Annotated in this window: 26 protein-coding genes; 12 read left to right on the plus strand and 14 right to left on the minus strand. The window is 74.6% G+C overall.

Annotated elements, in window-relative coordinates; translation table 11 throughout:
- Positions 1 to 149: 149 nt before the first annotated feature.
- Positions 150 to 1,421, minus strand: a complete 1,272-nt coding sequence (locus ABKW28_RS18415; protein ID WP_348612309.1) for a helix-turn-helix domain-containing protein — start codon at positions 1,419 to 1,421, stop codon at positions 150 to 152.
- A 101-nt stretch (positions 1,422 to 1,522) separates the two neighbouring features.
- Between ABKW28_RS18415 and ABKW28_RS18420 the strand changes: the two genes are divergently transcribed.
- The 3 genes from ABKW28_RS18420 to ABKW28_RS18430 are packed head-to-tail and all read left to right on the plus strand — an operon-like array spanning position 1,523 to position 5,042.
- Positions 1,523 to 2,236 (plus strand): DUF2877 domain-containing protein, encoded by a 714-nt coding sequence (locus tag ABKW28_RS18420; RefSeq protein ID WP_348612311.1) that lies wholly within the window; start codon positions 1,523 to 1,525, stop codon positions 2,234 to 2,236.
- On the plus strand, positions 2,233 to 3,639 hold the full coding sequence (locus tag ABKW28_RS18425) for an FdrA family protein (protein ID WP_348612313.1): 1,407 nt from the start codon (positions 2,233 to 2,235) through the stop codon (positions 3,637 to 3,639). Before ABKW28_RS18420 ends, ABKW28_RS18425 begins: the two co-directional genes overlap by 4 nt.
- Positions 3,636 to 5,042, plus strand: a complete 1,407-nt coding sequence (locus ABKW28_RS18430) for a DUF1116 domain-containing protein (protein WP_348612315.1) — start codon at positions 3,636 to 3,638, stop codon at positions 5,040 to 5,042. Before ABKW28_RS18425 ends, ABKW28_RS18430 begins: the two co-directional genes overlap by 4 nt.
- Here the strand turns inward: ABKW28_RS18430 and ABKW28_RS18435 are convergent.
- The 4 genes from ABKW28_RS18435 to moeZ form a co-directional block, all read right to left on the minus strand.
- Complete coding sequence (locus ABKW28_RS18435; RefSeq protein ID WP_193667225.1) at positions 5,014 to 5,328, minus strand: MGMT family protein; 315 nt, start codon at positions 5,326 to 5,328, stop codon at positions 5,014 to 5,016. The genes ABKW28_RS18430 and ABKW28_RS18435 overlap by 29 nt on opposite strands.
- Positions 5,329 to 5,360: 32 nt before the next feature.
- Complete coding sequence (locus tag ABKW28_RS18440; protein ID WP_348612317.1) at positions 5,361 to 6,239, minus strand: hypothetical protein; 879 nt, start codon at positions 6,237 to 6,239, stop codon at positions 5,361 to 5,363.
- 61 nt (positions 6,240 to 6,300) lie between these two features.
- Positions 6,301 to 7,191, minus strand: a complete 891-nt coding sequence (locus ABKW28_RS18445; RefSeq protein WP_348612319.1) for a hypothetical protein — start codon at positions 7,189 to 7,191, stop codon at positions 6,301 to 6,303.
- A 156-nt stretch (positions 7,192 to 7,347) separates the two neighbouring features.
- Positions 7,348 to 8,547 carry an adenylyltransferase/sulfurtransferase MoeZ gene (gene moeZ, locus ABKW28_RS18450; RefSeq protein WP_341230125.1) on the minus strand — a complete coding sequence of 400 codons (1,200 nt, stop codon included), beginning with the start codon at positions 8,545 to 8,547 and terminating at the stop codon, positions 7,348 to 7,350.
- Between the two features lie 202 nt (positions 8,548 to 8,749).
- Between moeZ and ABKW28_RS18455 the strand changes: the two genes are divergently transcribed.
- Complete coding sequence (locus tag ABKW28_RS18455) at positions 8,750 to 9,403, plus strand: TetR/AcrR family transcriptional regulator (RefSeq protein ID WP_307823060.1); 654 nt, start codon at positions 8,750 to 8,752, stop codon at positions 9,401 to 9,403.
- 74 nt (positions 9,404 to 9,477) lie between these two features.
- Positions 9,478 to 9,699 carry a DUF3107 domain-containing protein gene (locus tag ABKW28_RS18460; protein ID WP_348612321.1) on the plus strand — a complete coding sequence of 74 codons (222 nt, stop codon included), beginning with the start codon at positions 9,478 to 9,480 and terminating at the stop codon, positions 9,697 to 9,699.
- A 45-nt stretch (positions 9,700 to 9,744) separates the two neighbouring features.
- Here the strand turns inward: ABKW28_RS18460 and ABKW28_RS18465 are convergent, their stop codons facing one another.
- On the minus strand, positions 9,745 to 10,470 hold the full coding sequence (locus tag ABKW28_RS18465) for a ferritin-like fold-containing protein (RefSeq protein ID WP_341230127.1): 726 nt from the start codon (positions 10,468 to 10,470) through the stop codon (positions 9,745 to 9,747).
- Between the two features lie 203 nt (positions 10,471 to 10,673).
- Here ABKW28_RS18465 and ABKW28_RS18470 point away from each other — a divergent pair, with 203 nt between their 5' ends.
- Positions 10,674 to 12,188 carry a DEAD/DEAH box helicase gene (locus ABKW28_RS18470; protein WP_348612323.1) on the plus strand — a complete coding sequence of 505 codons (1,515 nt, stop codon included), beginning with the start codon at positions 10,674 to 10,676 and terminating at the stop codon, positions 12,186 to 12,188.
- 90 nt (positions 12,189 to 12,278) lie between these two features.
- Here ABKW28_RS18470 and ABKW28_RS18475 read toward each other — a convergent pair whose 3' ends face one another.
- Positions 12,279 to 13,043: a ParA family protein gene (locus ABKW28_RS18475; RefSeq protein WP_193667218.1), complete on the minus strand. Its 765-nt coding sequence runs from the start codon at positions 13,041 to 13,043 to the stop codon at positions 12,279 to 12,281.
- Positions 13,044 to 13,105: 62 nt separating this feature from the next.
- On the opposite strand from ABKW28_RS18475, the gene ABKW28_RS18480 reads away from it, so the two are divergent.
- Positions 13,106 to 13,864: an SDR family oxidoreductase gene (locus ABKW28_RS18480; RefSeq protein WP_193667217.1), complete on the plus strand. Its 759-nt coding sequence runs from the start codon at positions 13,106 to 13,108 to the stop codon at positions 13,862 to 13,864.
- A 3-nt stretch (positions 13,865 to 13,867) separates the two neighbouring features.
- Here the strand turns inward: ABKW28_RS18480 and ABKW28_RS18485 are convergent, their stop codons facing one another.
- Both ABKW28_RS18485 and ABKW28_RS18490 read right to left on the minus strand, forming a co-directional pair.
- Positions 13,868 to 14,740, minus strand: coding sequence for a PHP domain-containing protein (locus ABKW28_RS18485; protein ID WP_193667216.1), 873 nt, complete (start codon positions 14,738 to 14,740; stop codon positions 13,868 to 13,870).
- 19 nt (positions 14,741 to 14,759) lie between these two features.
- On the minus strand, positions 14,760 to 15,401 hold the full coding sequence (locus ABKW28_RS18490) for a DUF6758 family protein (RefSeq protein WP_307823058.1): 642 nt from the start codon (positions 15,399 to 15,401) through the stop codon (positions 14,760 to 14,762).
- 152 nt (positions 15,402 to 15,553) lie between these two features.
- Here ABKW28_RS18490 and ABKW28_RS18495 point away from each other — a divergent pair, with 152 nt between their 5' ends.
- The 4 genes from ABKW28_RS18495 to ABKW28_RS18510 all read left to right on the plus strand — a co-directional run bounded on the left by ABKW28_RS18495 (position 15,554) and on the right by ABKW28_RS18510 (position 19,631).
- A complete protein-coding gene (locus ABKW28_RS18495; protein ID WP_193667215.1) occupies positions 15,554 to 16,240 on the plus strand; it encodes an ANTAR domain-containing protein in 687 nt (228 codons plus the stop codon).
- Positions 16,241 to 16,383: 143 nt separating this feature from the next.
- Positions 16,384 to 17,451, plus strand: a complete 1,068-nt coding sequence (locus ABKW28_RS18500; RefSeq protein WP_348612325.1) for a HAMP domain-containing sensor histidine kinase — start codon at positions 16,384 to 16,386, stop codon at positions 17,449 to 17,451.
- Positions 17,430 to 18,113 carry a response regulator transcription factor gene (locus tag ABKW28_RS18505; RefSeq protein WP_193667213.1) on the plus strand — a complete coding sequence of 228 codons (684 nt, stop codon included), beginning with the start codon at positions 17,430 to 17,432 and terminating at the stop codon, positions 18,111 to 18,113. The genes ABKW28_RS18500 and ABKW28_RS18505 overlap by 22 nt, the downstream gene beginning before the upstream one ends.
- Positions 18,114 to 18,230: 117 nt before the next feature.
- Positions 18,231 to 19,631, plus strand: coding sequence for an exopolysaccharide biosynthesis polyprenyl glycosylphosphotransferase (locus ABKW28_RS18510; RefSeq protein WP_348612327.1), 1,401 nt, complete (start codon positions 18,231 to 18,233; stop codon positions 19,629 to 19,631).
- 185 nt (positions 19,632 to 19,816) lie between these two features.
- Here ABKW28_RS18510 and ABKW28_RS18515 read toward each other — a convergent pair whose 3' ends face one another.
- The 3 genes from ABKW28_RS18515 to ABKW28_RS18525 all read right to left on the minus strand — a co-directional run bounded on the left by ABKW28_RS18515 (position 19,817) and on the right by ABKW28_RS18525 (position 22,826).
- Positions 19,817 to 20,047, minus strand: coding sequence for a hypothetical protein (locus tag ABKW28_RS18515; protein WP_348612329.1), 231 nt, complete (start codon positions 20,045 to 20,047; stop codon positions 19,817 to 19,819).
- 614 nt (positions 20,048 to 20,661) lie between these two features.
- Positions 20,662 to 21,393 carry a LuxR C-terminal-related transcriptional regulator gene (locus ABKW28_RS18520; RefSeq protein WP_193667210.1) on the minus strand — a complete coding sequence of 244 codons (732 nt, stop codon included), beginning with the start codon at positions 21,391 to 21,393 and terminating at the stop codon, positions 20,662 to 20,664.
- A gap of 98 nt (positions 21,394 to 21,491) precedes the next feature.
- Positions 21,492 to 22,826 carry a DUF4910 domain-containing protein gene (locus ABKW28_RS18525; protein WP_348612331.1) on the minus strand — a complete coding sequence of 445 codons (1,335 nt, stop codon included), beginning with the start codon at positions 22,824 to 22,826 and terminating at the stop codon, positions 21,492 to 21,494.
- A 121-nt stretch (positions 22,827 to 22,947) separates the two neighbouring features.
- On the opposite strand from ABKW28_RS18525, the gene rfbG reads away from it, so the two are divergent.
- On the plus strand, positions 22,948 to 24,012 hold the full coding sequence (gene rfbG / locus ABKW28_RS18530) for a CDP-glucose 4,6-dehydratase (protein WP_348612333.1): 1,065 nt from the start codon (positions 22,948 to 22,950) through the stop codon (positions 24,010 to 24,012).
- 10 nt (positions 24,013 to 24,022) lie between these two features.
- Here the strand turns inward: rfbG and ABKW28_RS18535 are convergent, their stop codons facing one another.
- Complete coding sequence (locus ABKW28_RS18535; RefSeq protein ID WP_348612335.1) at positions 24,023 to 25,369, minus strand: glutamate-1-semialdehyde 2,1-aminomutase; 1,347 nt, start codon at positions 25,367 to 25,369, stop codon at positions 24,023 to 24,025.
- The gene (locus tag ABKW28_RS18540; protein WP_193667207.1) at positions 25,366 to 26,025 is read right to left on the minus strand and encodes a PIG-L family deacetylase; all 660 of its coding nucleotides are present in this window, start codon (positions 26,023 to 26,025) and stop codon (positions 25,366 to 25,368) included. The genes ABKW28_RS18535 and ABKW28_RS18540 overlap by 4 nt, the downstream gene beginning before the upstream one ends.
- Positions 26,026 to 26,205 lie beyond the last annotated feature (180 nt).

Consider the following 26,205-nt stretch of genomic DNA (forward strand, 5'->3'; position numbering starts at 1 on the left):
TCTCAGGGCCCACCGACAAAGCACCAGGTCAGAAGCCGTTTTCCACAGGCAGATCGAAACTTTTTTCGAGACGATCTGCCTGGTGCGGAAGCGACCGGTCGATGGTGCAAAACCGACTGGTCGATGGTGCGAAACTGACTGCTCGGCCGTCAGCCGGCGACGTCGAGCACGCGCAGCGCGACGGCGACGTCGAGGCGCAGGTGGGGGTCGCTGGAGAGAGGGCCGAGGAGGCGCTCGAGCTTGGTGACGCGGTAGCGCATCGTGTTGTAGTGGAAGAACTGGGTGCGGGCGGCCTCGGCGACGTTGAAGTTCGTGTCGAGCAGCACCTGCAGGGTCTCGCGCAGGTCGAGCGCCTCGGTGGTGTCGCGGGCCAGCGGCCCCAGCACGTCGTCGGCGAAGGCGCGCAGCTCGGCGGTGTCGGGGACCATCGCGATCAGCCGGTGCAGGCCGAGCTGGTCGAAGAACGTGGTCGAGCCACCGCCGCGCACCCGTCGCCCCACGTCGACCGCCCGCCGGGCCTGCGCGTACGCCGCCGGCAGCTCGGCGAGCCCGGGGGCAGGGCGGCTGACCCCCGCCGAGAACGGCCGCCGGCCGCCACCCTTGTCGCCGGCGACCGCGGCGACCACGCGGCGCACGACGTCCTCGCCCGGCAGCAGGTCGCTCGTCGCACCTGCGTCGAGCGGCACCAGCACCACGACCTCGTGGGACAGGTCCACGACGGGGATGCGGGCGTCGACACCGCGCAGCACCTGCCGCCAGGCGGCGGCGAAGCGCTCCTGCCAGCGGCGCCACTCCACCCGGTCGGCCACGGCGTCGGGACCGGGAGCGGGGTCGATCTCGGCCACCAGCACCACGGTCGGCCCCTCGAGCCGCCAGCCCAGCGAGGCCGCGTGGTCGGCCACGAACCCGTCGTCGCCGGCGCGGCCGAGGAAGACGTCGCGCAGGAAGTCGCCGGCGTACTTGTGCTCGACCTCGGCGACCGCGTCCTGCCGCGTGAGCACCAGCGCCGTCAGGTCGGCCGCCCGCTCGAGCAGCGCCAGGTCGTCGTCGCCGACCGGGCCCTGCGCACGCACCGCGACCAGCCGGGCCAGGTCGTGCTCGCCCGCGACGACCCGCACCCCGCGCGCCTCACCGGCGCCGACCCGGGTCGCCGGGCCCGCACGACCCTCCAGCCGCTCCACGCGCACCCGCCCGCTGGTCGTCAGCAGGTCGACCTCGGCCAGCGACGCGCGCAGCGCAGCGGGCAGCGCGGCGGCCCGCTCCCGACCGTCGGTCGAGGTGATCAGCACACCCACCTCGAGCACCCGCGCGACCTCGCCCGCGACCGCGTCGAGGTCGCCGCCCTCGAGCACCAGCCGCGTCAGCCCGCGGTGCAGCGTGTCGATGCGCGCCAGCGCACCGGTCGAGACGTCCGGCTCCATGCAGTCTCCCGCCACTTGGCACAATCTGAGGCCAGCCGTGCGCATCGTTGGCACAACCTCACATGGGAGGCACCGTAGCCCGACCACTAGCGTCGATGAGCGTGAGCCCCCGCCACACCGTCCCTGTGAGCGCGGCGCCGCGCGTGCTCGACCGGGTGCGCGCCTCCCCCGACACCCCGCCCGGCGACGGGCTGCGACTGCTGCACCGCGCCCGCCTGGCGGCGTACGTCGACCTCGACGGCTGGGCGCTCGGGCTCGTCGACCCCGCGGCGTCGCGGCCGCCGAACGCGCTGGTGCTCGGCCCCGGTGTGCTCGCCGGCCTCACCCTCGGCGACGTGCGGGTGCGCGCGGGCCGACTGCTGCTCGACGGCCGACCGGTCGCCGTCGGTCGCCTGCACGACCCCACCGTGCCCAGCCTCGGCGGTGGCGGCCCCGAGCCGGACCCGCCCGACGTGGCCGCCCTCGTCGGCCGCGGTGCCGGGCTGACCCCCGAGGGCGACGACCTGCTGTGCGGCTGGCTGGCCGCGCACCGGGCCACCGGCACGCCGACCCCGCGCACCGACGCCCTCGTGCGCGCCCACCTGCACCGCACCACCCTGCTCTCCGCGACGCTGCTCGAGGCCGCCCTGCTCGGCGAGACGCTGCCCGAGCTGGGCGCCTGGCTGGCCTCCCGGGGCGGGCCCCACGAGCCGGCGCGGGCCGCGGCCCTCACCGCGGTCGGCCACACCTCCGGTGCCGCGCTCCTGCGCGGTGCCCGCTGCGCGCTCGGGCGGCGGCCCCTCTGCGTCCCCCACCTCCCAGGAGCCGCCGCGTGAGCCACCTCGTCCAGCACGTCGAGGTGCGCAGCGCCTACGCCGACTCCGTCGCCCTGCTGCAGGTCAGCCGCACGGTGGCCGCGCTGCCGGGGGTCACCGCAGCCCAGGTCGCGATGGCCACCCCGCTCAACCTCGAGGTGCTCACCGAGATGGGCTTCGAGCTGCCCCACGCCGGGCCCAACGACATGGTCGTCGCGCTGCGCCTCGCCGACCCCGACCCGGCGACGCTGACGACGGCGGTGGCCGGGGTCGACGCCGCGCTCCTCGCGCTGCGCACCACGCGGCCGGCCGCCGCCGGTCAGGCCGCACCCCCGCGCACCACCGCCACGGCCCTGCGCGAGGCGCACCCCGGCGACCCCGTGCTCGTCTCGGTGCCGGGCGCGTCAGCCGTCGTCGAGGCCGCCGACGCGATCGCCGCCGGGCACGACGTGATGATCTTCAGCGACAACGTGCCGCTCGAGCACGAGGTCGCCCTCAAGCGGGCCGCGGCCGAGCGGGGCCTGCTGGTGATGGGCCCCGACTGCGGCACCGCCCTGCTCGACGGGGTCGGCCTCGGCTTCGCCAACGTCACCCGGCCGGGCCGGGTCGGCATCGTGGCCGCCTCGGGCACCGGCTGCCAACAGCTGCTCGCCCTCCTCGACCACGCCGGCGTCGGCGTCTCGTGGGCGCTCGGCGTCGGTGGCCGCGACCTCGGGTCGGCGGTGGGCGGGCTGGCCACCCGCGAGGCGCTGCGCCGCCTCGACGCCGACCCCCGCGTCGACCGCGTGGTGCTGGTCTCGAAGCCGCCCGACGACGACGTCGCGAGCGCCCTGGCGTCGTACGTCGACACGTTGGGCACCCCGGTCACCACGGCGCTGCTGGGGCCCGGGCGCCCCGACCTGACCGCCGTCGCCGAGCAGGTGCTGGCCGACCTCGGGGTGGCGGCGCCCACGTGGCCGGTCGCGGGGCAGGTGCTGCGCGAGACCCGGGGCGAGCTGCTGCGCGGGCTCTTCGTCGGCGGCACCCTGGCCCAGGAGGCGCAGCTGCTGGCCCGCGCGGCCGGGGCGCCCCACGAGGTGGTCGACTACGGCGACGACGCGCTGACCCAGGGCCGGGCGCACCCGATGATCGACCCGGCCCTTCGCCTGGAGCAGCTCGCGCACGCGCTCGACCACCCGCGCACCGGCGTGGTGCTCCTCGACGTGGTGCTGGGCCACGGCGCCGAGCCCGACCCCGCCTCCGCCCTGGTGCGCGTGCTGGCCGGCGCCGCCCGGCCGGTCGTGGTGACCCTGGTCGGCACCCTGGCCGACCCGCAGGACCTCCTGGCACAGCGGGCCGCGCTCGCCGAGGTCGCCGAGGTGCACCTGTCCAACGCCGGCGCCACACGACGTGCGCTGTCGCTGCTCACCGGAGGAGCACGATGAGGGTCGTCACCGTCGGCGTCGGCCTGCTCGGCGACGCCATCGAGGCCCAGGCCGTCGGGGTGCACCGGGTCGACTGGCGGCCCCCGATGCCCGGTACCGAGACCGACCTGGCCACGCTGGCGCTCGATCCGCTGCGCGCCCAGGCCGACGCCCGCGCCGTGCAGGCCGTCATCGACACCACCGCGGTGCTGGTCGACGTGCTGCCGGCCGCCGAGGCGCTCGGGCTCGAGCGCGGCCGGTTCCTGCACGCCGGGCCGCCGCTGACCTGGGAGCGGGCCTCCGGGCCGATGCGCGGGGCGCTGATGGGCGCGGCCGTGCTCGAGGGGCTGGTCGAGCACCCCGACGACGCCCCCGCGCTCTTCGAGTCGGGCGCGGCGACGATGGAGCCCTGCCACCACCACGACGCCGTCGGACCGATGGCCGGCGTGGTCGCCCCGAGCATGTGGATGTTCGTGCTCGAGGACCCCGCGACCGGCCGGCGCACCCACTGCACCCTCAACGAGGGCCTCGGCAAGGTGCTGCGCTACGGCGCCTACTCCCCCGAGGTGCTGGCCCGGCTGCGCTGGATGGGTGACGTGCTGGGCCCGCTGCTGCAGGGCGCGGTGCGCGCGGTGCGCGACGAGCAGGGCCCGGTCGACGTCACCGGGGTGCTGACCCAGATGCTGCAGATGGGCGACGAGGCGCACAACCGCAACCGCGCCGGCACCCTGATGCTGCTGCGCGACCTGGCCCCGGCGCTGGTCGCCGGCGTCGAGCGCGGCAGCAGCGCCGTCGACGTCGCCGACGTGCTGCGCTTCGTCGGCGGCAACGACCACTTCTTCCTCAACCTGGCCATGCCCGCCTGCAAGCTGGCCCTCGACGCCGCCCGCGGCACCCAGGGGTCGGCCATGGTCGTGGCGATGGCGCGCAACGGCACCGACTTCGGCATCCAGGTCGCCGGCACCGGCGACGAGTGGTTCACCGGCCCGGCCCAGGTCGCCGACGGGCTCTTCCTCGGCGACTACGGCCCCGACGACGCCAACCCCGACATCGGCGACTCGGCCATCACCGAGACCGCCGGCATCGGCGGCTTCGCGATGGCCACCGCCCCCGCGATCGTGCGCCTGGTGGGTGGCAGCGTGCCCGACGCCCTGGCCACCACCCGCCGGATGCACGAGATCACCCTGGCCGAGCACACCCGCTGGGCGGTGCCGGTGCTCGACTTCCAGGGCACCCCGACCGGCATCGACGTCACCCGGGTCTGCCGCACCGGGGTGCTGCCGCAGATCAACACCGGCATGGCCGGCCGGGTCGCCGGCACCGGCCAGGTCGGGGCCGGCCTGGTCACCCCGCCCGCCGAGGTCTTCCCGGCCGCGCTGGCCCGGCTGGCCGAGCTCAGCCGCGCGCGGGAGGGCCGGGGCTGAAGAACGCCACCGCCAGGTCGACCCGCCCGGAGGGCCGCAGCGGCGTGCCCTCCTCCAGGTAGGCCTGGAGCGCCTCGCCGTCGTGGCTGGGCGGCAGCGAGCCGTCGGCGCGCACCACCCGCCACCAGGCCACCGCCGCGCCGTGGCCGGCCATCACGTTGCCGACCCGGCGGGGGCCGTAGCGGCCCACGGCCTCGGCGATCGCGCCGTACGTCGTCACCCGCCCCGGCGGCACCTGCTCGACGCACGTCAGCACGTCCTCGACGTAGTCCTCCGGGTGCCGCACAGCGAGGAACCTACCGGTCGCCACCGGCGCGCTCAGCCCAGCGGCAGGGGGGAGAACGGCTCGGTGCCCCGGGCCAGGCGCAACCCCTTGATGCCGGAGTGGCGCCGGGCGAAGTCGAGCTCGGCGGCAAGGTCGCCGACGCCGTTGCTCAGCGGCAGCGGCGCCAGCGCCACGGTCGACAGGGTGCCGAAGGCCGCGCCGTCGGCGTCGAGCAGCCCCGAGCCCGAGTCGCCGGGCACTCCCGGGGTCAGGGTGTAGACGTCCCAGCTCCAGTCGCCGAAGGCGCCCAGGGAGACCCCCGCCTTCGGGGAGAGCAGCGTCGTGGGCCGCAGGCTCGACTGGCCGTAGCTGTAGACCTGCGACCCGGCCGGCGCCCCGTCGGTCGAGACCCCGGTGGGACCACCGAAGAACGGCACGCTGGGGTTGACCGAGCGGGCGAAGCGCTGCTGCAGGCGCACCAGCGCGAAGTCGTTGTAGTCGCACGTGTCCGCGTCGGTGGTGCCCAGGCGCTGCATGGTCTCCCACGACGAGTAGACCAGCCGTCCGCGGCCCACCGTGGTGCCCCCGGAGGCGAGGTTGCCGCCCTGCGCGAAGCGGACCTTCGTGCCGCGCGGCAGGGTCGCGGTGTCGCAGCCGCTGGTGTCGGTCGCCTCGCCCAGGCCGGCGCAGTGCGCGGCGTAGCCGACGTACACGCGCCCGCGCCGGTCGGTGTAGACGAAGTTGGCGGTGCACTGCGAGCCGTCGGTGTACATCTGCACGCCCGGCGTGATGGTGGCCTCGTCGGCCGGCGCCCAGGAGGCGAAGCGGCGAGCGGTCGCCGCGGCGGCGCCCGCGGGCAGCAGCAGCCCGAGGAGGACGGGCAGGAGGGCCAGGACGACGGCGGCGGGAGCCGTCACGGGTCGGGTGCGCATGCTCCCTCAACGAGCGATGCCCCCGCTCGGCTACGCGAGCGGGGGCATCGGACGAGATGTGTCAGAGCAGCGGCGAGAAGGGCTCGGTGCCCAGGGCCAGCTCGAGGCCCGCGATGCCGGAGTGCTGCTGGGCGAAGGCCAGCTCGCGGGACAGGTCGCCGATGTTGTTCGACAGCGGCAGCGGCGCCAGGCCCAGCGTCGACAGGGTGCCGATCGCCTCGCCGTCCTCGCTGACGAACGCCGAGCCGGAGTCACCGGGCACGCCCGGCGTCACGGTGTAGAGCGGGTGGCTCCAGCCCTCGTCGGCGGCGCTGTCGCCCAGGCTGATGCCGGTCTTGGGCGAGAGCGGCTCGAGGCCGGCGCGCAGGCTGGAGTTGCCGTAGCTGTAGACCCGGTCGCCGGCGGCGGTGCCGTCGGTGTCGATGCCGGTCGGGCCGCCCCAGAACGGGATGCTCGGGTTCACCTTGGCCACGTCGGCCGCGTCGACCTTGACCAGGGCGAAGTCGTTGTAGGCGCAGGCGTTCTCGTCGGTGGTGCCGATGTCGCGCATGGTGCGCCACGAGGAGTAGGCGAGCTCGCCGCTGCCGAGCTCGCTCCCCGAGCTGAGGAGGCTGCCGCCCTTGCGGAAGGTGACCTCGGTGCCCAGCGGCACCGAGTCGTTGAGGCAGCCGTCGGTGTCGGTGGCCTCGCCCAGCCCGGCGCAGTGCGCCGCGTAGCCGAGGTAGACGTTGCTGGCCGCGTCGGTGAAGACGAAGTTCGACGTGCACTGCGCGCCGTCGGTGTACATCTGCGTGCCCGGCGTGATCGTCGCCTGGTCGGCCGGCGCCCAGGTGGGGGCGGCCACGGCGGGGGCCGAGGTGGCGGCCCCGGCCGCGAGGCCGGTGGCGGCGAGCGCGGCGAGGGCGCCCGTGGCGCGGCGCAGGGTGACGCGGCTGTGGCTGGCTGTCTTCATCGGGACGAGGTCCTCCTGGTCGTGGCCGGCGACCTCCCGAGATGGAGGTCACATCACCCGGCTCAACGACCCCGGGGGGACATGGTTACGCCCGGGTAGCCCGAAGGGACTACCCGGGCGTGGCCCGGACGGGTCAGACGACCCGCACGCCTGCTGTCAGTACGACGGCTGGCTGGGGTCGACCTGGTTGACCCAGGCCACCACGCCGCCGCCGACGTGCACGCTGTCGTCGAAGCCGGCGCCCTTGAGCACCGCGAGCGCCTCGGCCGAGCGCACCCCCGACTTGCAGTGCAGGACGACCTGCTTGTCGGAGGGCAGCTGGCCCAGGGCGTTGCCGTTGAGGAACTCGCCCTTGGGGATCAGCACCGAGCCGGGGATCTTGTTGATCTCGTACTCGTTGGGCTCGCGCACGTCGACCAGCACGAAGTCGCGCTCACCGGCCTCGCGCTCGCCCAGCATCTTCTCCAGCTGGTTCACCGAGATCGTCGAGCCCGCAGCCGCGTCGGCGGCGTCCTCGGAGATCGCGCCGCAGAAGGCCTCGTAGTCGATGAGCTCGGTGACGTCGGCGTCGGGGCCGCACAGGCGGCACGCCGGGTCCTTGCGGACCTTGAGCTTGCGCCACTCCAGCTCGAGGGCGTCGTAGATGACGAGCTTGCCGATGGCAGGCTCGCCCGCGCCGGTCAGCAGCTTGATGGCCTCGTTGACCTGGATCGAGCCGATCGAGGCGCACAGCACGCCCAGCACGCCGCCCTCGGCGCAGCTGGGGACCATGCCCGGCGGCGGGGGCTCGGGGTAGAGGCAGCGGTAGCACGGGGCGTCCTCGGCCATCGACGGCGCGAAGACCGAGGCCTGGCCGTCGAAGCGGTAGATCGAGCCCCACACGTAGGGGATCCCGAGGAAGTACGCCGCGTCGTTGACCATGTATCGGGTCGCGAAGTTGTCGGTGCCGTCGACGATCAGGTCGTAGCCGCGGAAGACGTCCATCACGTTGTCGTTGTCGAGGCGCTCCTCGTGCAGCACCACCTCGACGTAGGGGTTGGCCTCGGCGATCGACTCCTTGGCCGAGACCGCCTTGGACTTCCCGATGTCGGACTGGGTGTGGATGATCTGGCGCTGCAGGTTGGACTCGTCGACCTCGTCGAACTCGGCGATGCCGAGCGTGCCGACGCCGGCCGCGGCCAGGTAGAGCAGCGCGGGGCTGCCGAGACCGCCGGCGCCGATCACGAGCACCTTGGCGTTCTTCAGGCGCTTCTGACCAGTCATCCCGACGTCGGGGATGATCAGGTGCCGGCTGTAGCGGCGTACCTCGTCGACGGTCAGCTCGGCTGCCGGCTCCACGAGTGCTGGGTAGGTCACTGCTGGGCTCCTCGGTCTGTTCGCGGGGGTCTGGTGGACGCAACAGCCTGCCGGTGCGTCCTGTTCCCTCGGCGTGCTCCATGGTCGCCGCCGGCCCGGGCGCCGATCGACGCCGTCCCGTCATCCGGACCACCGCTACCGCGGGGTAGGCTCGCGCCCCGAGCAAAGGACGACCGTGACCGCACCTTCGAGGAGGGCAGCAGTGCCAGCTGGCCAGCACGACGCCGAGGCCGCCTCCGCCGCGCCCGCCCGGCAGCGCGGGGCCCGCCTGCCGCGCCGCGAGCGCCGCGCCCAGCTGCTCGAGTCGGCGCTCGGGGTCTTCGTGGCCTCGGGCTACCACGCCGCGGCGATGGACGACATCGCCGAGCGCGCGGGCGTCTCGAAGCCGGTGCTCTACCAGCACTTCCCCGGCAAGATGGACCTCTACCTGGCGCTGCTCGACATCGCCTGCGACCAGGTCATCGACAACTGCCGCGCGGCGCTGGCCTCCACCCCCGACAACAAGCAGCGCGTGGCCGCGACCATCGACGCCTTCTACGACTACGTCGCCGACGACAACGGCGCCTTCCGGCTGGTCTTCGAGTCCGACCTGACCAACGAGGCCGCGGTGCGCCAGCTGGTCGACCGTGTCACCACGGAGTGTGCGGCGATGATCGCCGAGGTGATCCGCGACGACACCGGGCTGCCCGACGAGTCCTCGCGCCTGCTCGCGGTCTCGCTGGTGGGAATGGCACAGGTCAGCGCGCGGTTCTGGCTCAACGACACCGCGGGCATCGACCGCGCCGACGCCACCGCGCTGATCGCCGGCCTGGCCTGGCGGGGCATCCGTGGCTACCCCAAGGCCGACGAGCACTGAGACCGAGCTCTGAGACGAGCACTGAACCGTCGGCACCCAGCACGTTCCAGCAGCACCCAACAGGAGGAGGACCCGTGGAGGTCAGGATCGGCATCCAGCAGGCCCAGCGCGAGCTGAGCGTCGAGACCGACGAGACGGCCGAGCAGGTGCAGCAGCAGGTCGCCACCGCCGTCGAGTCCGGTGGCGTCGTGACCCTGACCGACACCAAGGGCCGCACCGTGCTGGTGCCGGCCGCCAAGCTCGCCTACGTCGAGATCGGCACCGCGAGCGTCGGGACGGTCGGCTTCCGCAGCTGACCCGGCACCACCCCGCACCACCCGGTACGACGGGCGGGTCCGGGCTCAGGCGTCGAGGCCGAGCTCGGACATCCGCTCGGTGTGGCGCTCGGTGAGCCGGGTGAACATCCGGCCCAGCGCGGCCAGGTCGAGCCCGGGGCGGTCCACGCCCCCGGCCAGCAGCGCCGAGAGCGCCTCGCGCTCGGCGGCCACCCGCTGGGCCTGGATCAGCGCCTCGCCCATCAGCCGCCGGCCCCACAGCGCCAGCCGGCCGCCCAGCCGGTGGTCGCGCGCGATCCCGGCGCGCACCCGGTCGACCACGAACGCCGCGTGCGGGCCCTCCTCGAGCGAGGACAGCACCAGCTCGCGGGTGCCGGCGTCGAGGTAGGCGGCGATCTCGCGGTAGAAGTCGTCGGCCAGCCCGTCCCCGACGTAGGCCTTGATCAGGCCCTCGTACCAGTCGGAGGGCGCGGTGTGCTCGTGGAAGAGGTCGAGCGCGCTGCGGAAGGGCGCCATCGCCTCGAACGGGTCGCCGTCGAGCTCGCGGATGCGTCGGTGCAGCCGGTCGACCCGGGCCACCTCGCTGGCCGCCATCTGCGCGATGGCCAGCCGGTCCTCGAGCGTGGGGGCCAGCTTGGCGTCCTCGGCCAGCCGCTCGAAGGCCGACATCTCGCCGTAGGCCAGCACGCCGAGCAGGTCGACGACCGCCTCGCGGTAGGCGGGATCGGCGAGCGCCAGCTCCGCCTCGCGCGCCCGGGAGACGGGCGTGTCGCCGGCCTGGGATTCAGTCATGCGCGCACCCTACCGATACCCTGGGCCCATCGAGCGCTGTGCCGGTGCCGCCACGAGCGGGCACCCGGGCACGGCGCCGAGGCGGGAAACCACCCGCCAGCATGTGCGCGGCAGACGCGCCAGCGAGCTTTCCGAGTCCGCCGGGTCCGCCGCTCCGAGCCACCCGGCCCACCGCGGCTGACGACGAAAGCAGACATACCGACGTGACCACCTTCCGTGACCTGGGGGTCCTCCCCAAGATCTGCGACGCGCTCGAGCGCGCCGGCATCACCACCCCCTTCGCCATCCAGGAGATGACCCTCTCGGTCGCCCTGATGGGCACCGACCTGATCGGCCAGGCCCGCACGGGCACCGGCAAGACCCTGGCCTTCGGCATCCCGGTGCTGCAGCGCAGCACCACCGTCGACGACCCGGCGTACGCCGACCTGCCGCAGGGCAAGCCGCAGGCCCTCATCGTCGCCCCCACCCGCGAGCTGGCGCTGCAGGTCTCCAACGACCTCGCGCTGGCCAGCAAGGACCTGGGCCTGCGCGTCCTGACCGTCTACGGCGGCGTGGGCTACGAGCCCCAGCTCGAGGCCCTCGAGCGCGGCGTCGACGTGGTCGTGGGCACCCCCGGCCGGCTCATCGACCTGGCGCACCGCAAGGTCCTCGACCTGAGCCACGTGCACGCGCTGGTGCTCGACGAGGCCGACGAGATGCTCGACCTGGGCTTCCTGCCCGACGTCGAGCGGCTGCTCAAGATGACCCCCGAGACCCGCCAGACGATGCTGTTCTCGGCCACGATGCCCTCCGCGATCGTCGCGCTGGCGCGCACCCACATGCGCCACCCGATGAACATCCGCGCGGAGTCGTCGTACGAGAACGCGACCGTGCCGGCCACCGCGCAGTTCATCTACCAGGCCCACGACCTCGACAAGCCCGAGATCATCGGGCGCATCCTGCAGGCCCCCGACGCCGAGAAGATCATCGTCTTCACCCGCACCAAGCGCCAGAGCCAGCGGGTGGCCGACGACCTCTCCGAGCGCGGCTTCGCCGCCAGCCCGCTGCACGGCGACATGGCGCAGGTCGCGCGCGAGAAGGCGCTGACGAAGTTCCGCGAGGACAAGATCCGGGTGCTGGTGGCCACCGACGTCGCCGCGCGCGGCATCGACGTGCGCGGCGTCTCGCACGTCATCAACTACACCTGCCCCGAGGACGACAAGACCTACGTGCACCGCATCGGGCGCACCGGTCGCGCCGGCGCCTCGGGCATTGCGATCACCTTCGTGGACTGGGCCGACCTGCACCGCTGGAAGATGATCAACAAGACCCTCGACCTGCCCTTCGACGAGCCGCAGGAGACCTACTCGACCTCCCCGCACCTGGCCACCGACCAGGGCATTCCCGAGGGCACCAAGGGCCGCGTCGTGCCCGAGGCGCCCCGCGAGCCCCGCGCCCCCCGCGAGGGCGGTCGCGGCGGTCGTGACGGCGGCCGCGACGGTGGTCGTGAGGGCGGCGGGCAGCGTGCGCCGCGCAACCGCGAGCGCACCCGCAGCCGCAGCCGCGGCGGCGAGGTCGTCGCCGAGGTGAGCACCAACGAGTCCGGCGAGAAGGTCGAGAAGCCCGTCGAGGGCGCCGGCTCGGGCAGCCGCAACCGCCGCCGCCGCCGCTCCCGCGGTGGCCAGGGTGGTCAGGGCGGCCAGGGCGGCCAGAGCGCCGCTCCCGCGCCCCAGGCCTGAGCCGACCCGGCCCGGATCTCCCGCTGACCCGGCCCGAACTTCCTCCTGTGGGGGAAGTTCGGGCCGGGTCAGTGCGTTATCTGGGCCGGGTCAGCGCTGGGAGCGGGCGACCAGGTTGGCGGCCGCCTCGCGGTAGGCCTTCGCGCCCTTGCTGGTGCGGCTGGTGGCCAGGATCGAGCGGCCCGCGGCCGGCGCCTCGGCGAACTTGATGGTCTTGGGGATCGGCGGCTCGAGGACCTCGAGGTCGTAGGTCTGCGAGATCGTGTCGAGCACGGTGCGCGCGTGGTTGGTGCGGCCGTCGTAGAGCGTCGGCAGCACTCCCCACACCTCGAGGCCGCGGTTGGTGAAGCGGCGTACGTCGTGCACGGTGTCGAGCAGCTGGCCCACCCCGCGGTGCGAGAGCGTCTCGCACTGCAGCGGCACCAGCACGCCGTCGGCGGCGGTCAGCGCGGCGACGGTCAGCACGCCCAGCGAGGGCGGGCAGTCGAGCAGCACCCAGTCGTAGGCGCCGTCGAGGTCCTCCACGACTCCCTTGACCACGTGCTCGCGCCCGGTGCGGGTCAGCAAGTCGGCCTCGGCGCGCGCCAGCTCGATGGTGGCCGGCAGCAGGTCGACGCCGTCCTCGGTCTCGATGATCACCTCGGTGGCGTCGAGACCGCGGGTCAGCACGTGGTGCACCGAGGTCTCGAGGTCCTCGGGGTCGATGCCCAGCGAGAAGGTCAGGCAGGCCTGCGGGTCGAGGTCGACCAGCAGGACGCGGTGGCCCAGCTCGGCGAGCGCGGCGCCCAGGGAGGCCACGGACGTCGTCTTGGCGACGCCGCCCTTCTGGTTGGCGACGGCGAGTGTGGTGGTCATCGGGCCACATCATGCCCGATCCGGGCCTGCCGATGGCGCGAGCCACCTGTTCTACTGCTCCCATGCCCCGCGCCCTGGTCACCGGCCCCACCGCCGGCATCGGTCACAGCTTCGCCGTCCAGCTCGCGGGGAGCGGCCACGACCTGGTGCTGGTGGCCCGCGACGAGCAGCGCCTCGAGCAGGTCGCCGGCGACCTGCGCGGCCGCTTCGGCGTCGACGTCGAGGTGCTCGTCGCCGACCTCGCCGACCGCGACCAGCTCGCCCGGATCGAGCAGCGCCTGGGCGACCGGTCCGCGCCGGTCGACCTGCTGGTCAACAACGCCGGCTTCGGCCTCAAGGGCCGGTTCCTCGACAACGACGTGGCCGCCGAGACCGCCATGCTCGACGTGCTGGTGACCGCGGTGATGCGCCTGATGCACGCCGCGCTGGGCCCGATGGTCGAGCGCGGGCACGGCCGGGTGCTCAACGTCTCGAGCGTGGCCTCGTTCCTGCCGCGCGGCTCCTACTCCGCGGCCAAGGCCTACGTCAACAAGCTGGGCGAGTGGGCCGCGGCCGAGTACGCGCCCCACGGCGTCACCGTGACCACCCTGTGCCCCGGCTTCGTGCGCACCGAGTTCCACGAGCGGATGCAGGTCGCGCAGGACTCCGCGCCCGACTTCCTCTGGCTCGACGCCGACGACCTGGTGCGCACCGCGCTGGCCGACCTCGAGCGGGGCAAGGTCTACTCCGTGCCCAGCGCCCGCTACAAGCTGATCACCGGCGCCGCGCGCGTGGTGCCCCGAGGCGTCCTGCAGCGCTTCCAGTCGCTGGGCCGCAAGTAGGGCTCAGACCACCTCGGGCGTACGCCGCCCCGAGGCGAGCGCCGCCGCGGCCGCCAGGTCGAGCAGCCGCTCGAGCTCCTCGGGCGCCGTCGTGTGGCAGCCCAGCTCGTGGTCGACCTTGCCCAGGCCGTGGTGGTCGCTGGAGCCGGTGACCACCAGGTCGAGCTCGCGCGCGATGGCGCGCAGCCGCGCACGAGCGCGCGGCGAGTGGTCCTGGTGGTCGACCTCGATGCCGGCCAGCCCGAGGTCGGCCAGCTCGGCGAACGCCTCGGCGTCGGGGCTCTCGTCGCTGCGCCGCCCCCACGCGTGGGCCACCACCGCGACCCCGCCGGCCTCGCCCACCAGGCGGATCGTGCGCCGCAGCGGGGCGGCGTACCTGTCGACGTGCCCGGGCCGCCCGGGGCTGAGCCACCGCTCGAAGGCCTCGCCCCGGTCGGCGACCACCCCGGCTGCGACCATCGCGTCGGCGACGTGCGGACGGCCGCTGGCAGCGCTGTGGCCCGAGACCCGGGCCACGTCGTCCTCGGTGAGGTCGACACCGGCCGCGCGCAGCGCCGCCAGCATGCCCGGCACCCGCGAGCGCCGGCCCTCGCGCACGCGCTCGAGCTCGGCGGCCAGCGGCGGGTACGTCGGGTCGGGCAGGTAGGCGAGCAGGTGCACGCCGCGCCCCTCGTGGCGGGTGCTGACCTCCATGCCCCGCACCAGCCGGAGCCCGGTCGCGTCGGCGGCCCGCGCCGCCTCGGCCCAGCCCTCCGCGCTGTCGTGGTCGGTCAGGGCCAGCACGTCGAGACCCGCCGCGACCGCGGCGTGCACGAGCTCGGTGGGCGACTGGGTGCCGTCGCTGGCCCGCGAGTGGGTGTGGAGGTCGATGCGCACCCCGCCAGCGTAGGTCCGGCTAGGTCCAGCCCGGGGCCGGCCCGTCGAAGGGCAGCTCGACCACCGCCGGCCCCACCGCCGAGACGTCGCGCAGGATCCAGTCGTCGCGCAGCAGCAGCACCGCCGAGGCCGGGCGCACCACCAGCCACAGCCAACGGCCCTGCGCCTCGCCCGCGAGCACCGAGCGGTCCCACTCCCCCGGGCTGGCGCTGGTGGACACCGTCCACAGCGGCACCTGCTGGCGCTCCAGGCGCACCCGCACGTCGGCGGGTCCGTGACCGGCCTCCGGGCCGGGGTCGGCGCGCGCGGTGCCGGCCACCCGGGCGGCGAAGCCGGTGCCGGGCTCCTCGGCGACCACGTGCACGTCGACCGGCCCGTCGAGGCGGCTGGGGCCGCTGACGCAGGTCATCGTGGCGACGGCGGCCTCCCCCTCCCCGACCGCGGCGAAGTCGGTGACCGCCCAGCCGGGGCTCAGCGGCCAGGGCAGGAACGTCGGGAAGTGCCCGGCCCGGCGCAGGTGCTCGGCGAACCCGTCGTACGACGCCTCCTCGGCGTGCCACAGCGGGGGCACCGGCCCGTGCTCGGGGCACGACCACAGCGACGAGCCGTCGCCGGGCGGGGCGACCGGCGCGGGACATCGGGGGCAGGCGGCGCTCGGCACGGTGACAACGGTCCTCAGCGGCCCGCTGCTCGTCAAGACCCGGCTCGGGCGCAGGTGGTCCAGAGGTCGTGGTGGTGGGGCGTCCCGCATGGGACCCTGTGGACCAATCGGCGCCGGCGCCCCCCGATCCGGCCGGGTCGAGGAGGGCCATCATGACCGACGACGCGGTCGACGCACTGCTGGAGGCGCTGACCGGGGCCCCCAGCCTCGAGGCCGCGTGTGCGGGTCTGCTCACCACCGCCCGCGGCATGCTCGGTGCCGAGGTCGCGGGCCTGGTCGCCTGGGACGCGCGGGGCCGCCTGGAGCACCTGGCCAGCACCGACGCGGCGATCACATCGCGGCTCTGCGACGTGCCCGGTGGTCCGATCTGCCCGCCGATCCCGGAGGCCACCCACCCGGACGGGGTCCTGACCGTCGTCGACCTGCGCACCGAGGACCGCTGGCCCGACTGGGCCCGCGAGGTCGCGGGGGCGGGCTACCTCTCGGTGCAGCTGATCAGCCTGCCCAGCATGGTGCACCGGCCCCTGGCGCTCCACGCCTGGGCCGCACGACCGGGAGCCTTCGACGGGGACACCCACCCGCGCACCATCGACGTGGTGCGGTTGGCCGCACTCATGATCGCCCAGACCGAGCGGGTCGAGCACCTCGCCGAGGCGTTGCGCACCCGCAGCATGATCGCCCAGGCCCAGGGCATCGTCATGGAGCGCTTCTCGTTGGACTCCGAGCAGGCGATGGCCTACCTGCGCCGCGTCTCGCAGGGGCGGCAGGTGAAGATCCGTGACCTCGCCCAGCGGCTCGTCGGCGCCCGCGACAACAGCACGGAGCCGTCGGGACCCTGAGCGGGATTTCACGCTCGCGTGACGAATCTTTGCGCGTTCCATGACCAGATTGGGGTCCGGGACGAGGGGGACGGATGACGCGCGTGGCACGAACCGCAACGAGCAGGACGACGACCGCGATCGGGCCACGGACGCTCGGGGCCGTGCTGCCCCGCCCGTGCATCGTCCTGGTCCCCATCGCGGTGCTGGCGGTGGTCTGCGTCTCCGTGCTCGTGAACGGGGTGAGCCGCGACGCCGCCACCGCGTCGAGCTGGCTCGCGGCCGGCTGCCTGCTCGCCCTGCTGGTCGCCTGGGCACGCGCCCGGGCCGCCTGCCAGCAGGCGCGGCGCGAGCTCGACGAGGTGTGCGAGCGGGTCGACGAGACCGAGCGCCTGCTCGGCGAGGACGAGGACACGCTCCACGAGGCGCGCACCGCCCTGGCCGGACTGGTGCTCAGCGACCGGTTGCTGCAGGAGCACGACGAGCTGCTCGACGAGCAGACGCGGGCGCGACTGCTGCACCTGCGCGAGCGCGACCTCGACCGCATCCAGCACCTGCTCTCCGGAGGGCTGCGCCACGTCCCGCCGGCCGAGCCGGACGTGCTCGACGCCGACGAGGAGGGGGAGCAGCCGCCGGAGCACGGCGAGGCCGCCGGCCCCGCCGCGACGTACGACGACGTGCCGGTGGCGCCGCTGGTCGTCGACGCCCTCGTGGCCGCCCAGCTGCGGGGCGAGCCCGTCGACGAGCCGGCCCCGGACCTGCCGGACGCGATGGTGCTGGCCGAGCCCCACGACGTGGCCGAGATCCTCGACATCCTGCTGCGCAACGCCGCCAGGCACGCGCCGGGAGCCCGCGTGGAGGTCACGGTCGAGCAGGGCGAGGACCAGGTGTGGGTGCGGGTCAGCGACCAGGGACCCGGCGTGGCCGAGGGGCTGCGCTCGACCCTCTTCACCAGGGGTGCCCGCGGGCCCTCCTCCCCCGGCTCGGGGCTGGGCCTGGCGATGGCCAGGCGCCTGGCCGACCGCAACGGCGGCGGCCTCGAGCTCGAGGAGACCGGCCCCCGGGGCACCACCTTCGCCCTGCGGCTGCCCACGAGCGACCCGGACCAGCGCACCGACGACACCCACGACACCCATGAAGACCACGAGAACGTCACCACCACGGAGGACGACACCATGCCCACCACCCACCGGCTCGTAGCCGTCCCGCCATGCCACGCGCACTCGGCCTGACCCGCGTCGCGGTGGTCGAGGACCACCAGCTCTTCGCCGAGTCGCTCGAGGTCGCGCTGACCCTCGAGGGCCACGACGTGCACCGCATCGAGGTGCCCGAGGGCACCCCGCCGGCCGGCTGGCTGCTCACCGCACTGCTGCGGGTGCGCCCACGCGTCGTCCTGCTCGACCTCGACCTGGGCTCCGTAGGGCCCGGCACCCGGCTCATCGAGCCGCTGGTGCGCACCAAGGCCGCGGTCGTGGTCGTCACCGGCGAGACCCGCGAGGCGGTGTGGGGCGAGTGCCTGCGCCGCGGCGCCCGTGCCGTGCTCGAGAAGACCGCCTCGCTCAACACCATCCTGGCCACGATCAGGCTGATCGGCGACGGGCGGCCGGTGATGAGCCGCGAGGAGCGCGAGCGGCTGATGCTCGTCTACCACCAGGAGAAGCAGGAGCTCGCCGCCGTGCGGGCCCGCCTCGACCGCCTGACCCCGCGCGAGCGGGAGGTGCTGGGCTGCCTGATGCAGGGCACGACGGTGCGCGAGATCGCCAAGTCCTCGTTCGTCTCCGAGGCCACGGTGCGCACCCAGGTCAAGTCGATCCTGGCCAAGCTCGAGGTCTGCTCGCAGCTGGCCGCCGTGGGCATGGCCCACCGGGCGCAGAGCCACCTCGTCGCGCACTGAGACACCCCCCTCACCCGGGACCCCACCGGCGATACCGCATTCGCGGCATGCCAGGGACCTCACCGGCTCCTAGATTGGCCGCACGGGGCCGACACAGGTGCAAGGTGAGGGGGGTCCATGAGCGCCTACGCCGACCAGGGCCCGCGCGTCGCGCATCCCTCCGTGGAGCGCCTCTCGCGGCCGGTCCAGCGACGCACGAGGTGGTACTGGATGGCCGCCACCGACGCACTGGTGGCCACGGTCGCCGCCATCGTCTGGCTGCCGCCCGACCTGGTGCCCGGCCCCGCGCTGGCGGTGGCCTTCGCGGTGGCCTGGGTGGTGCTGCTGGGCCTGGCCCGCACCTACGACCCCGGGCCGGTGCCGCGGCGCGCCGACCTGCTGCGCATCTGCCTCTCGAGCATCCACCTGGTCGCCCTCGGCGCGCTGCTGAGCGGCATCACCGGGCTCCTCGTGCCCGCCGACCAGCTCGTGCGGGCGGCCGGGACGGCCTGCGTCGCCAGCGCCGGGCTGCGCCTGGCCTCGTCGCTGCGTCGCCCGCCGCGCACCCGGGTGGTCCTGGTCGGCCACCGCCGCCAGGTGCGCCGGCTCGTCGAGGAGCTGCACGAGAGCAACGAGGTCGAGGTGGTGGCACTGTGCCTCGCCGGCCCCAAGGGCTGCGCGGGGCTCGACCTGCCGGCCGCGTCGGGCTTCGCCTCGGTGTCCGACCTGGCCCGGGAGCACCGGGCCGACTGCGTCGTCGCACTGCCCTGCCGCCACCTCGACGCGGCGTCGCTGCGCCGCCTGGGCTGGCTGCTCGAGCGCGACCGCGTGGACCTGCTGATCGGCCCCGGCCTGCTCGACGTCGACTCCGGTCGCGCGGCGCTGCGCCGCACCGGCGGCCTGTCGCTGCTGCACGTGCGCCACGCCGACCTCACGGGCCCCCGCCGAGCCCTCAAGACGCTCTGGGAGCGCGCGGCCTGCGTGGTGGCCCTGGTGGTCCTCGCGCCGCTGCTGCTGGCCCTGCTGGCGCTGGTGCGCCTCGACTCCCCCGGGCCCGCGCTCTTCCGCCAGCAGCGGGTGGGCCGCGACGGCCGGATCTTCTCGATCCTCAAGCTGCGCACCATGCACGTCGACGCCGAGGCGCGCCTCGCCGACCTGCAGGAGCACAACGAGAGCGACGGCGCGATGTTCAAGATGCGCCACGACCCCCGGATCACCCGGGCCGGTCGCTGGCTGCGCCGGCTCTCGCTCGACGAGCTGCCCCAGCTGGTCAACGTGGTGCGCGGCGACATGGCCCTGGTCGGCCCCCGCCCGCCGCTGCCCGGCGAGGTCACGACGTACGACGAGGACGCGCTGCGCCGCCTGGCGGTGCGCCCGGGCATCACCGGGCTGTGGCAGGTCTCGGGCCGCTCCGATCTGCCCTGGTCGATGACGGTGCGTCTCGACTCGCGCTACGTCGACAACTGGAGCCTGCGCCTCGACGCGTGGATCCTGGCGCGCACGGTGCGCGCCGTGCTCAGCCACGACGGCGCCTACTGAGCCGGGAAGCCGGACAGCGGAGGGGTCGCTCGAGAGCGTTCGTCACCCTCCGGCTGCGGAGCACGACCCAGGTCCCGCCGGCCGCCTATGCGAAAAACTTTTCGATCAGCCTGTGGAAAACGTGGTTTGACCTGGCCTTTTGTCGGTGGACGCTGAGATACTGTACTCATGCCCACCACCGCCGCTCACCCCGTGAACCGGGTTGTCGCGCGGGTGCACTCGGCGTTGGACGAGGTCGCCGAGACGCCGCTGTGGGCGATGAGCCAGCCGGCAACGGCGGAGGCGTTGGCCGAGATCGCCCGGGCCGAGGCAAGGCTGGTCGAGCTGCGCTCGCGGACCTTGGCGCACGCCGAGACGGTGGCGGTGCCGGAGACGAATGCGTCGCCGTCGGTGGCGGTGTGGCACGCGAACGTCACCCGGTCGACGAAGCGGGAGTCGTTCCGGCAGGTGCGGTTGGCGGCCGGGTTGGATCGCTATGACGTGGTGCGCGAGGCGCTCGGGCGCGGTCACGTCGTCGCGGAGCAGGCGGCGGTGATCTGCACGGCACTGGACGACCTCCCCAACGACCTCGATGCGGCGGTGATGGAGCAGGCTGCCAAGGCGCCCGCGGCCGACTCCTGTGCCCCTTCCACCACCGACGCATCCACGACCCGGAGTACCAGGCCCGGATCGGACCCGACAACAAGGTCGACTTCCACCGCCGCACCTAGATTCCAGGTCTGCTCGACTCTCACCCTGGTCGCCACGACGCGCGTCGCCGGCGCTCCCTGCTGCCCGACCACCGGTGCGGAGGTGACGCCGGCTCGCGAGCTGCTGCTTGGGGCGGGAGAGGAAGGCGGTCATGGCCGCCTGGCCCCCGCGGAGCCGGACAGACAGCGGCGTCCGATCGTTCGGATGCGCTCAGTCGGAGGACACGGAGCCGTGCCTCGCACGGCGGGCGTCGTCGAGGGAGCAGGCGTACTCCATCCGCCAGCAGCCCACGCGGGGGTACCCTCCGCTGGGTCTCGCGCGTGCCAAGTGGCGGCGCGCGTCAGGCGCGCTCGGCCTGCTGGAGCCAGCGGTCGTACTGAGCGACCGCGGCGAGCTGCGAGCTCACCGCGAGCTTGCGCAGCACCGCCTTGACCTGGCTGCGCACGGTGCCCTCGCGCACGCCGGTCAGCTCCGCGACCTCGCGCACCGACAGGCCGTCGTGCAGGAGCGCCAGGACGGAGCGCTCGCGGGGGCTCAGGCTGAGCATCCGCTGCTGCACCTCCTCCTGCTCCTCGCGCAGGCGACGCCACTGCTGCTCCAGCTCCTCCCGGCCCGGCCACGCGACCGGGCGGCCCACCGAGAGGTCGTCGAGCATCCGCACGAGGTCGTCGAGGCCGACCGAGCTCGGCACCACCGAGCTGGCCCCGGCCTCGACCAGGTCGATCCACCGCGGGTCGCCGGGCTCCTCGACCAGCAGCAGCCAGGGCAGCGGCAGGTGCGGCAGCCGCATGACGCTCTCGCGCTGCTGGGCGCTGAGGAAGTCGCCGACGACCAGCGCGGCGCCCACGCGCCACCCGGCGAGCCGCTGGCGCGAGACGGGCTCCTGACCGGTCTCGGCGGCCGGCAGCGTGACCATCTCGAGGCCGCGGCTCTCGAGCGCGACGCGGATGGCGTCGCCGACGAGGTGTCGTCCGGAGACGAAGAGGACACGGGAGCCGGTGGTCGAGCGCACCGGGGACGTCGAGACCGGGTCGTTGCTCTCGTCGCTCTCCGGGCGGGCGGCCAGGTCCACGTGCCCACCCCCTCCCGGTCTGCTGTCGGGCCTCCCCGGCCCGTGGCGGCAGCCTAGGAACGCGGCCGGGGCCGACACGGCGGCCGGGGCGAAGATGCCTAATAGTGGTGAGCAGGCGCCGGGGACGCCTCGCGGGCCAGCAGACCGGCCCGCTCGAGGTCCTGCGCGGCCGCGTGCAGCGAGGCCACCGAGGCGCCCGAGAGGGCCGCGACCTCGACCAGCGACGTGGCCCCGTCCGAGGAGGCCAGCAGCCACAGCATCGCCATCACGGCGTCGGTGGCGTTCTTGCCGCCGGTGGTGGGGTAGAGCCCGCGCCGGCCCAGCTGCGGCTCGCCGTACGGGCTGAGGTTGCGGTAGGTCACGTCGGCCTGCAGCGACTCGACCACCTCCAGCACCGCGTCGTACGCCGCCGCCAGCTGGTCGTCGGTGACGAAGTCCAGGTCGTCGGCCGAGGTGTGGTACTCGGGGTACTCCCCGTGCGGGGTCCGGGAGACCCGGCCCACCGGGAGGTCGAAGCCCAGGGCGTTGAACTGCCGCTCGTCGTAGCCGTAGGGCGAGTAGTCGCGCACCTGGCCGTCGCGTGCGCCCACGACCAGCTCGGCCGCCCGGTCGACCGGACGGTCGCCGCGCCGGGTGCGCTTGTAGACCAGCGGCCCCGGGCCGCCGAGGCCGGTCAGCACCAGCCCGTGGCGCACCTGCGGCAGCAGCTCGGCGTTGCGGGCCAGCCAGGTGACCGAGCCGATGGTCCCGGGGGCCAGCAGCAGCCGCACCCCGAGCCGGAGGGGACGCCGCGCCAGCTCGCGGACCAGCTCGGTGGCCACGCTGAGCCCCGACAGGTTGTCGTTGGCCAGCGAGGGGTGGCACAGGTGGGCCCACAGCAGGATCTCGCCCTCCTCGCTGCCCGGCAGCACCACCTCGCCGTACGTCAGCGAGCCGGGAGCGACCGTGGTGTCGACGACGACCTCCAGCGGCCCCAGGCGCGCGGCCTCCTCGAGGCCGGCGAGGTCGCGGTGGGCCAGGCAGAAGCCCCAGGTGCGCTCGTAGTAGGTCGTGCGGTAGGGGATCCAGTCGGGCCGGTCGGGCATGGTGTGCAGGTGCGGACGCAGCTCCTCGAAGCTCATCGAGGCGCGCACCGGCACGCTGTAGCCCACCAGGTGCAGGGTGTGGCGGGCCAGGTCGACCAGGCGCCGCCCGGTCGCGTCGGCGATCCACGCGGCGCGGGCGTTCCACTCGTCGTTGACGACCCAGTCGTGCACCTGGGTGCCGGTGGGCACCTCGTGGCGTCGCAGCTCGACCCCCTCGGGCAGGTCCTGGGCGAGGACGTCGAGGGTCGCGCGCACCCCGTCACCCGTGATGCTGCGGCACAGGGGGTAGAGGCGCTGCATGCGCGCGCGCACCCGCCGCCTGCGACCGGCAGCCTCGTCGTCCTCCACGCGGCCACCCTCCCCCCGCCCCAGGCCTCCCGAGCCGTGACCGCCCCGGGTCTACCCACAACTGGGTACCGCTGCGCGGAGCGGCCCGTCCGTCCCCGCGGGGGCACTAGCGTCACCGGCCATGGACCCAGCCCACTGGAGGGACCGGGACGTCCTGGTCACCGGACACACCGGCTTCAAGGGCGCCTGGCTGAGCCGGCTGCTGCACCGCATGGGTGCGCGGGTGCACGGCTACGCCCTGGCGACCCCCGAGCACTTCCTGCACACGCGGGCCCGCTGCGCCGACGACCTCGTCGACGACCGGGTGGGCGACATCCGCGACCGCGACCGGCTCACCGCCGCCGTCGAGGCCTCGGGCGCCGACACGGTGCTGCACCTCGCGGCCCAGTCGGTGGTGCGCGAGTCCTACCGCGACCCGCGCGAGACGTTCTCGAGCAACGTCGACGGCACCCTGGCGGTCCTCGAGGCCGTGCTCGCGGTGCCGCGGGTGCGCAGCTGCGTGGTCGTGACCACCGACAAGGTCTACCGCAACAACGAGTGGCACTGGGGCTACCGGGAGAGCGAGCCGCTGGGCGGCGACGACCCCTACAGCGCCAGCAAGGCCTGCGCCGAGCTGCTGACCCACTCGATGGTCGCCTCGTTCCCGCGCGAGGGGCTCGGCGTGGCCACCGCCCGTGCCGGCAACGTGGTCGGCGGCGGCGACGCCACCCCCGACGCGCTGCTGCCCGAGCTGGTCGCACGCTTCGCGGCCGGGGAGCCGGCGCGGCTGCGCCGACCCGACGCCGTACGCCCCTGGCAGCACGTGCTCGAGCCGCTCAGCGGCTACCTGACCGTCGCCGAGCACCTGCCCGGGCGCGCCCACGACCGGGGGTGGAACTTCGGCCCGTCGAGCGCCGACACCCTCAGCGTCGCCGACGTCGCCGGCCTGATGGCGCGGCAGTGGGGCGAGGGCGCGCGCTGGGAGGCCACCGGCGACCCGGGCCCCCACGAGGCCGGCCTGCTGGCGCTCGACTCGACGCTGGCGCGCACCGAGCTCGGGTGGCACCCCGTGCTCAACGCCCCGGAGGCGGTCCGGATCACCGTCGACTGGGAGAAGTCGGTGCGCGCCGGCGAGCCACCGCGCGAGGCGGTCGACCGCCAGGTCGAGTGCTACCTCGAGCGGCACGCCGAGACCCGGCGCTCCTGAGGCGGCCGGCTCAGAGCCGGCGGGGGGCCGCCACCGGGCGCAGGGCCGGCGCCACCGGGCGCCCGACCAGCAGGCCCTCGACGCCGCCCTGCTCGAGCGCCCGGGCGTAGACCGGCAGCGCCTGGCGCACCGCGTGGGCGGTCAGGTCGAGGTCGTCGTCGGTGTGCGCCGCCGAGACCACGAACGACTGGCCCAGCACGCCGTGGCGCAGCAGCTCCTGCAGGAAGAGCGTGCGCATCGCCTGGCACGGACGGCCTTGGCCGTCGAGGGTCGCGAAGACCATCGAGGTCGGACGCCCGTGCAGCTGCACGTGCTGCTCGAGCCCCGCGTCCGCGACCTCGTCGCGCACGGCGCCGGCCAGCCGGGCGCCCCGCTCGGTCATCGTGGCCACCACGTCGTGGTGCTCGTACTCGTCGGCGACCGCCAGGTACGCCGCCAGCCCGCCGGTCTCCGCGCCGTGGGTGGTGGAGACCAGGAAGACCCGCTCCGCGTCGGTGCGCAGCCCACCCAGCTCCATCAGCTCGCGCCGCCCGGCCAGCGCCGCGATCGGGAACCCGTTGCCCAGCGCCTTGCCCCAGCACGACAGGTCGGGGCGCACCCCGTAGACGTGCTGGGCCCCGTGGCGCGACCAGCGCATCCCGCAGATGATCTCGTCGAAGACCAGCACGAACCCGTCCTCGTCGGCCAGGCGTCGTACGCCCTCGAGGAAGCCGGGGGCCGGCTCGGCGGTCGCGGAGGCCGGTTCCATCACCACCGCCGCGACCCGGCCGGGGTGCTCGGCGAGCAGCGCCCGCAGCGAGTCGAGGTCGTTGTAGTCGAAGCCGACGGTGTCGCCGCGGTAGGCGGGCGGCACCCCGTGCGGCATCGCGGTCGAGCCGATGAACCAGTCGTCGGTGGAGAAGAAGGGCTGGGTGCGGCAGACGGCCACGAGCGGGCGCCCGGTCGCGGCCCGTGCCAGGCGCACCGCCGCGGTCGTGACGTCCGAGCCGTTCTTGGCGAACTTGACCATGTCGGCTCCGGGCACCTGCTCGACGAAGCGCTCCGCGGCCCGCAGCTCCCACACCGAGGGCCGGGTGAAGCTGACCCCGTCGCGCACGGCCCGGCAGACCGCGTCGACCACGGGGGCGAATCCGTGGCCCAGCGTCACCGAGCGCAGGCCCATGCCGTACTCCACGAAGATGTTGCCGTCGAGGTCCTCGACCCGCGCCCCGGAGCCCCGCACGATCACCGGCGGCATCTGCTCGGGGTACTGGTCGCTGCCGCGGGCGTAGGTGTGCGCCCCGCCGGGCACCAGCTCGTGCAGGCGCGCCTGCGCGCGCAGCGACCGGGAGAAGTCCGGGTCCGCCGGGCCGCTCACGAGCCCGCTCCCCCGCGTGCGCCGTCGAGGCCGACCAGGACCTTCGAGGACGAGAAGCCCTCGGCGTACCTGGCGCGGCACTCGACGCCGCGCAGGCGCATCAGGCCCAGGAACGTCTCCTCGTCCCACCAGTCGCGCCCGTGCTGGCTGGGGAAGGAGGCGTCGAGGACGGCGAACTTGCGGCGCGCGGTCTCCTCGTCGAGGGCCACGTAGTGGGTGGGCGGGCGCAGGTCGGCGTCCCACTTGGGGATCTCGTAGTGCAGCACCAGGGCGTCGCGCCAGGTCGTGGCCACCAGCTCGCCCACGATCCGGTGGTCCTGGTGGGCGTCGTCGGCGCGCGGCGCCAGCACGACGTGCGGGCGGTGGGTGGCCGCGAGGTCCTCGAGCGCCTGCTTGACCGCCCCCCAGTGCTCCGGGAGCCGTCCGTCGGGCAGCCCGGCGCAGTGCAGGCGGGTGCCGGGGCACAGCCGCTCCAGCGCCGCCTCCGACTCGCCGACGCGCTCGGGCGTGCCGGTGAGCACGAGCGCGGTGACCGAGGTCTGCGGCCGGCTCGCCAGGCGCAGCAACGTGCCCCCGCACCCGATCTCGATGTCGTCCGGGTGCGCACCCAGGCACACCACCTCCAGCGCCCCAGCGCCGATCCCCAGCTCCAGCACGTCGGTCCCCCTCACCGTCGCCACGCGGCCGTCGTGGCGATCCTGCGCGTCGGCGGGGCGGCGTGGGCTCCTGGTGCGCAGACCTCCCCGATATGCGGTAGATCGGCCACCAGGGGTCGCCCGGGGGACGGGCGGCGGTCCTACCGTGGCCGGGTGCCCCCAGGTCCGAGCCCCCGCCCC

Source organism: Nocardioides sp. 31GB23 (genome assembly GCF_040012395.1).
In the GTDB taxonomy this organism is placed as follows: Bacteria; Actinomycetota; Actinomycetes; order Propionibacteriales; family Nocardioidaceae; genus Nocardioides; species Nocardioides salarius.

Bases quoted from the DNA above. Each gene is read 5' to 3' on its own strand.
- ABKW28_RS18415 (WP_348612309.1), bottom strand. From the start codon at position 1,421: ATGGAGCCGGACGTCTCGACCGGTGCGCTGGCGCGCATCGACACGCTG.
- ABKW28_RS18430 (WP_348612315.1), top strand. From the start codon at position 3,636: ATGAGGGTCGTCACCGTCGGCGTCGGCCTGCTCGGCGACGCCATCGAG.
- ABKW28_RS18440 (WP_348612317.1), bottom strand. From the start codon at position 6,239: ATGCGCACCCGACCCGTGACGGCTCCCGCCGCCGTCGTCCTGGCCCTC.
- ABKW28_RS18445 (WP_348612319.1), bottom strand. From the start codon at position 7,191: ATGAAGACAGCCAGCCACAGCCGCGTCACCCTGCGCCGCGCCACGGGC.
- ABKW28_RS18465 (WP_341230127.1), bottom strand. From the start codon at position 10,470: ATGACTGAATCCCAGGCCGGCGACACGCCCGTCTCCCGGGCGCGCGAG.
- ABKW28_RS18475 (WP_193667218.1), bottom strand. From the start codon at position 13,043: ATGACCACCACACTCGCCGTCGCCAACCAGAAGGGCGGCGTCGCCAAG.
- ABKW28_RS18480 (WP_193667217.1), top strand. From the start codon at position 13,106: ATGCCCCGCGCCCTGGTCACCGGCCCCACCGCCGGCATCGGTCACAGC.
- ABKW28_RS18495 (WP_193667215.1), top strand. From the start codon at position 15,554: ATGACCGACGACGCGGTCGACGCACTGCTGGAGGCGCTGACCGGGGCC.
- ABKW28_RS18505 (WP_193667213.1), top strand. From the start codon at position 17,430: ATGCCACGCGCACTCGGCCTGACCCGCGTCGCGGTGGTCGAGGACCAC.
- ABKW28_RS18510 (WP_348612327.1), top strand. From the start codon at position 18,231: ATGAGCGCCTACGCCGACCAGGGCCCGCGCGTCGCGCATCCCTCCGTG.
- rfbG (WP_348612333.1), top strand. From the start codon at position 22,948: ATGGACCCAGCCCACTGGAGGGACCGGGACGTCCTGGTCACCGGACAC.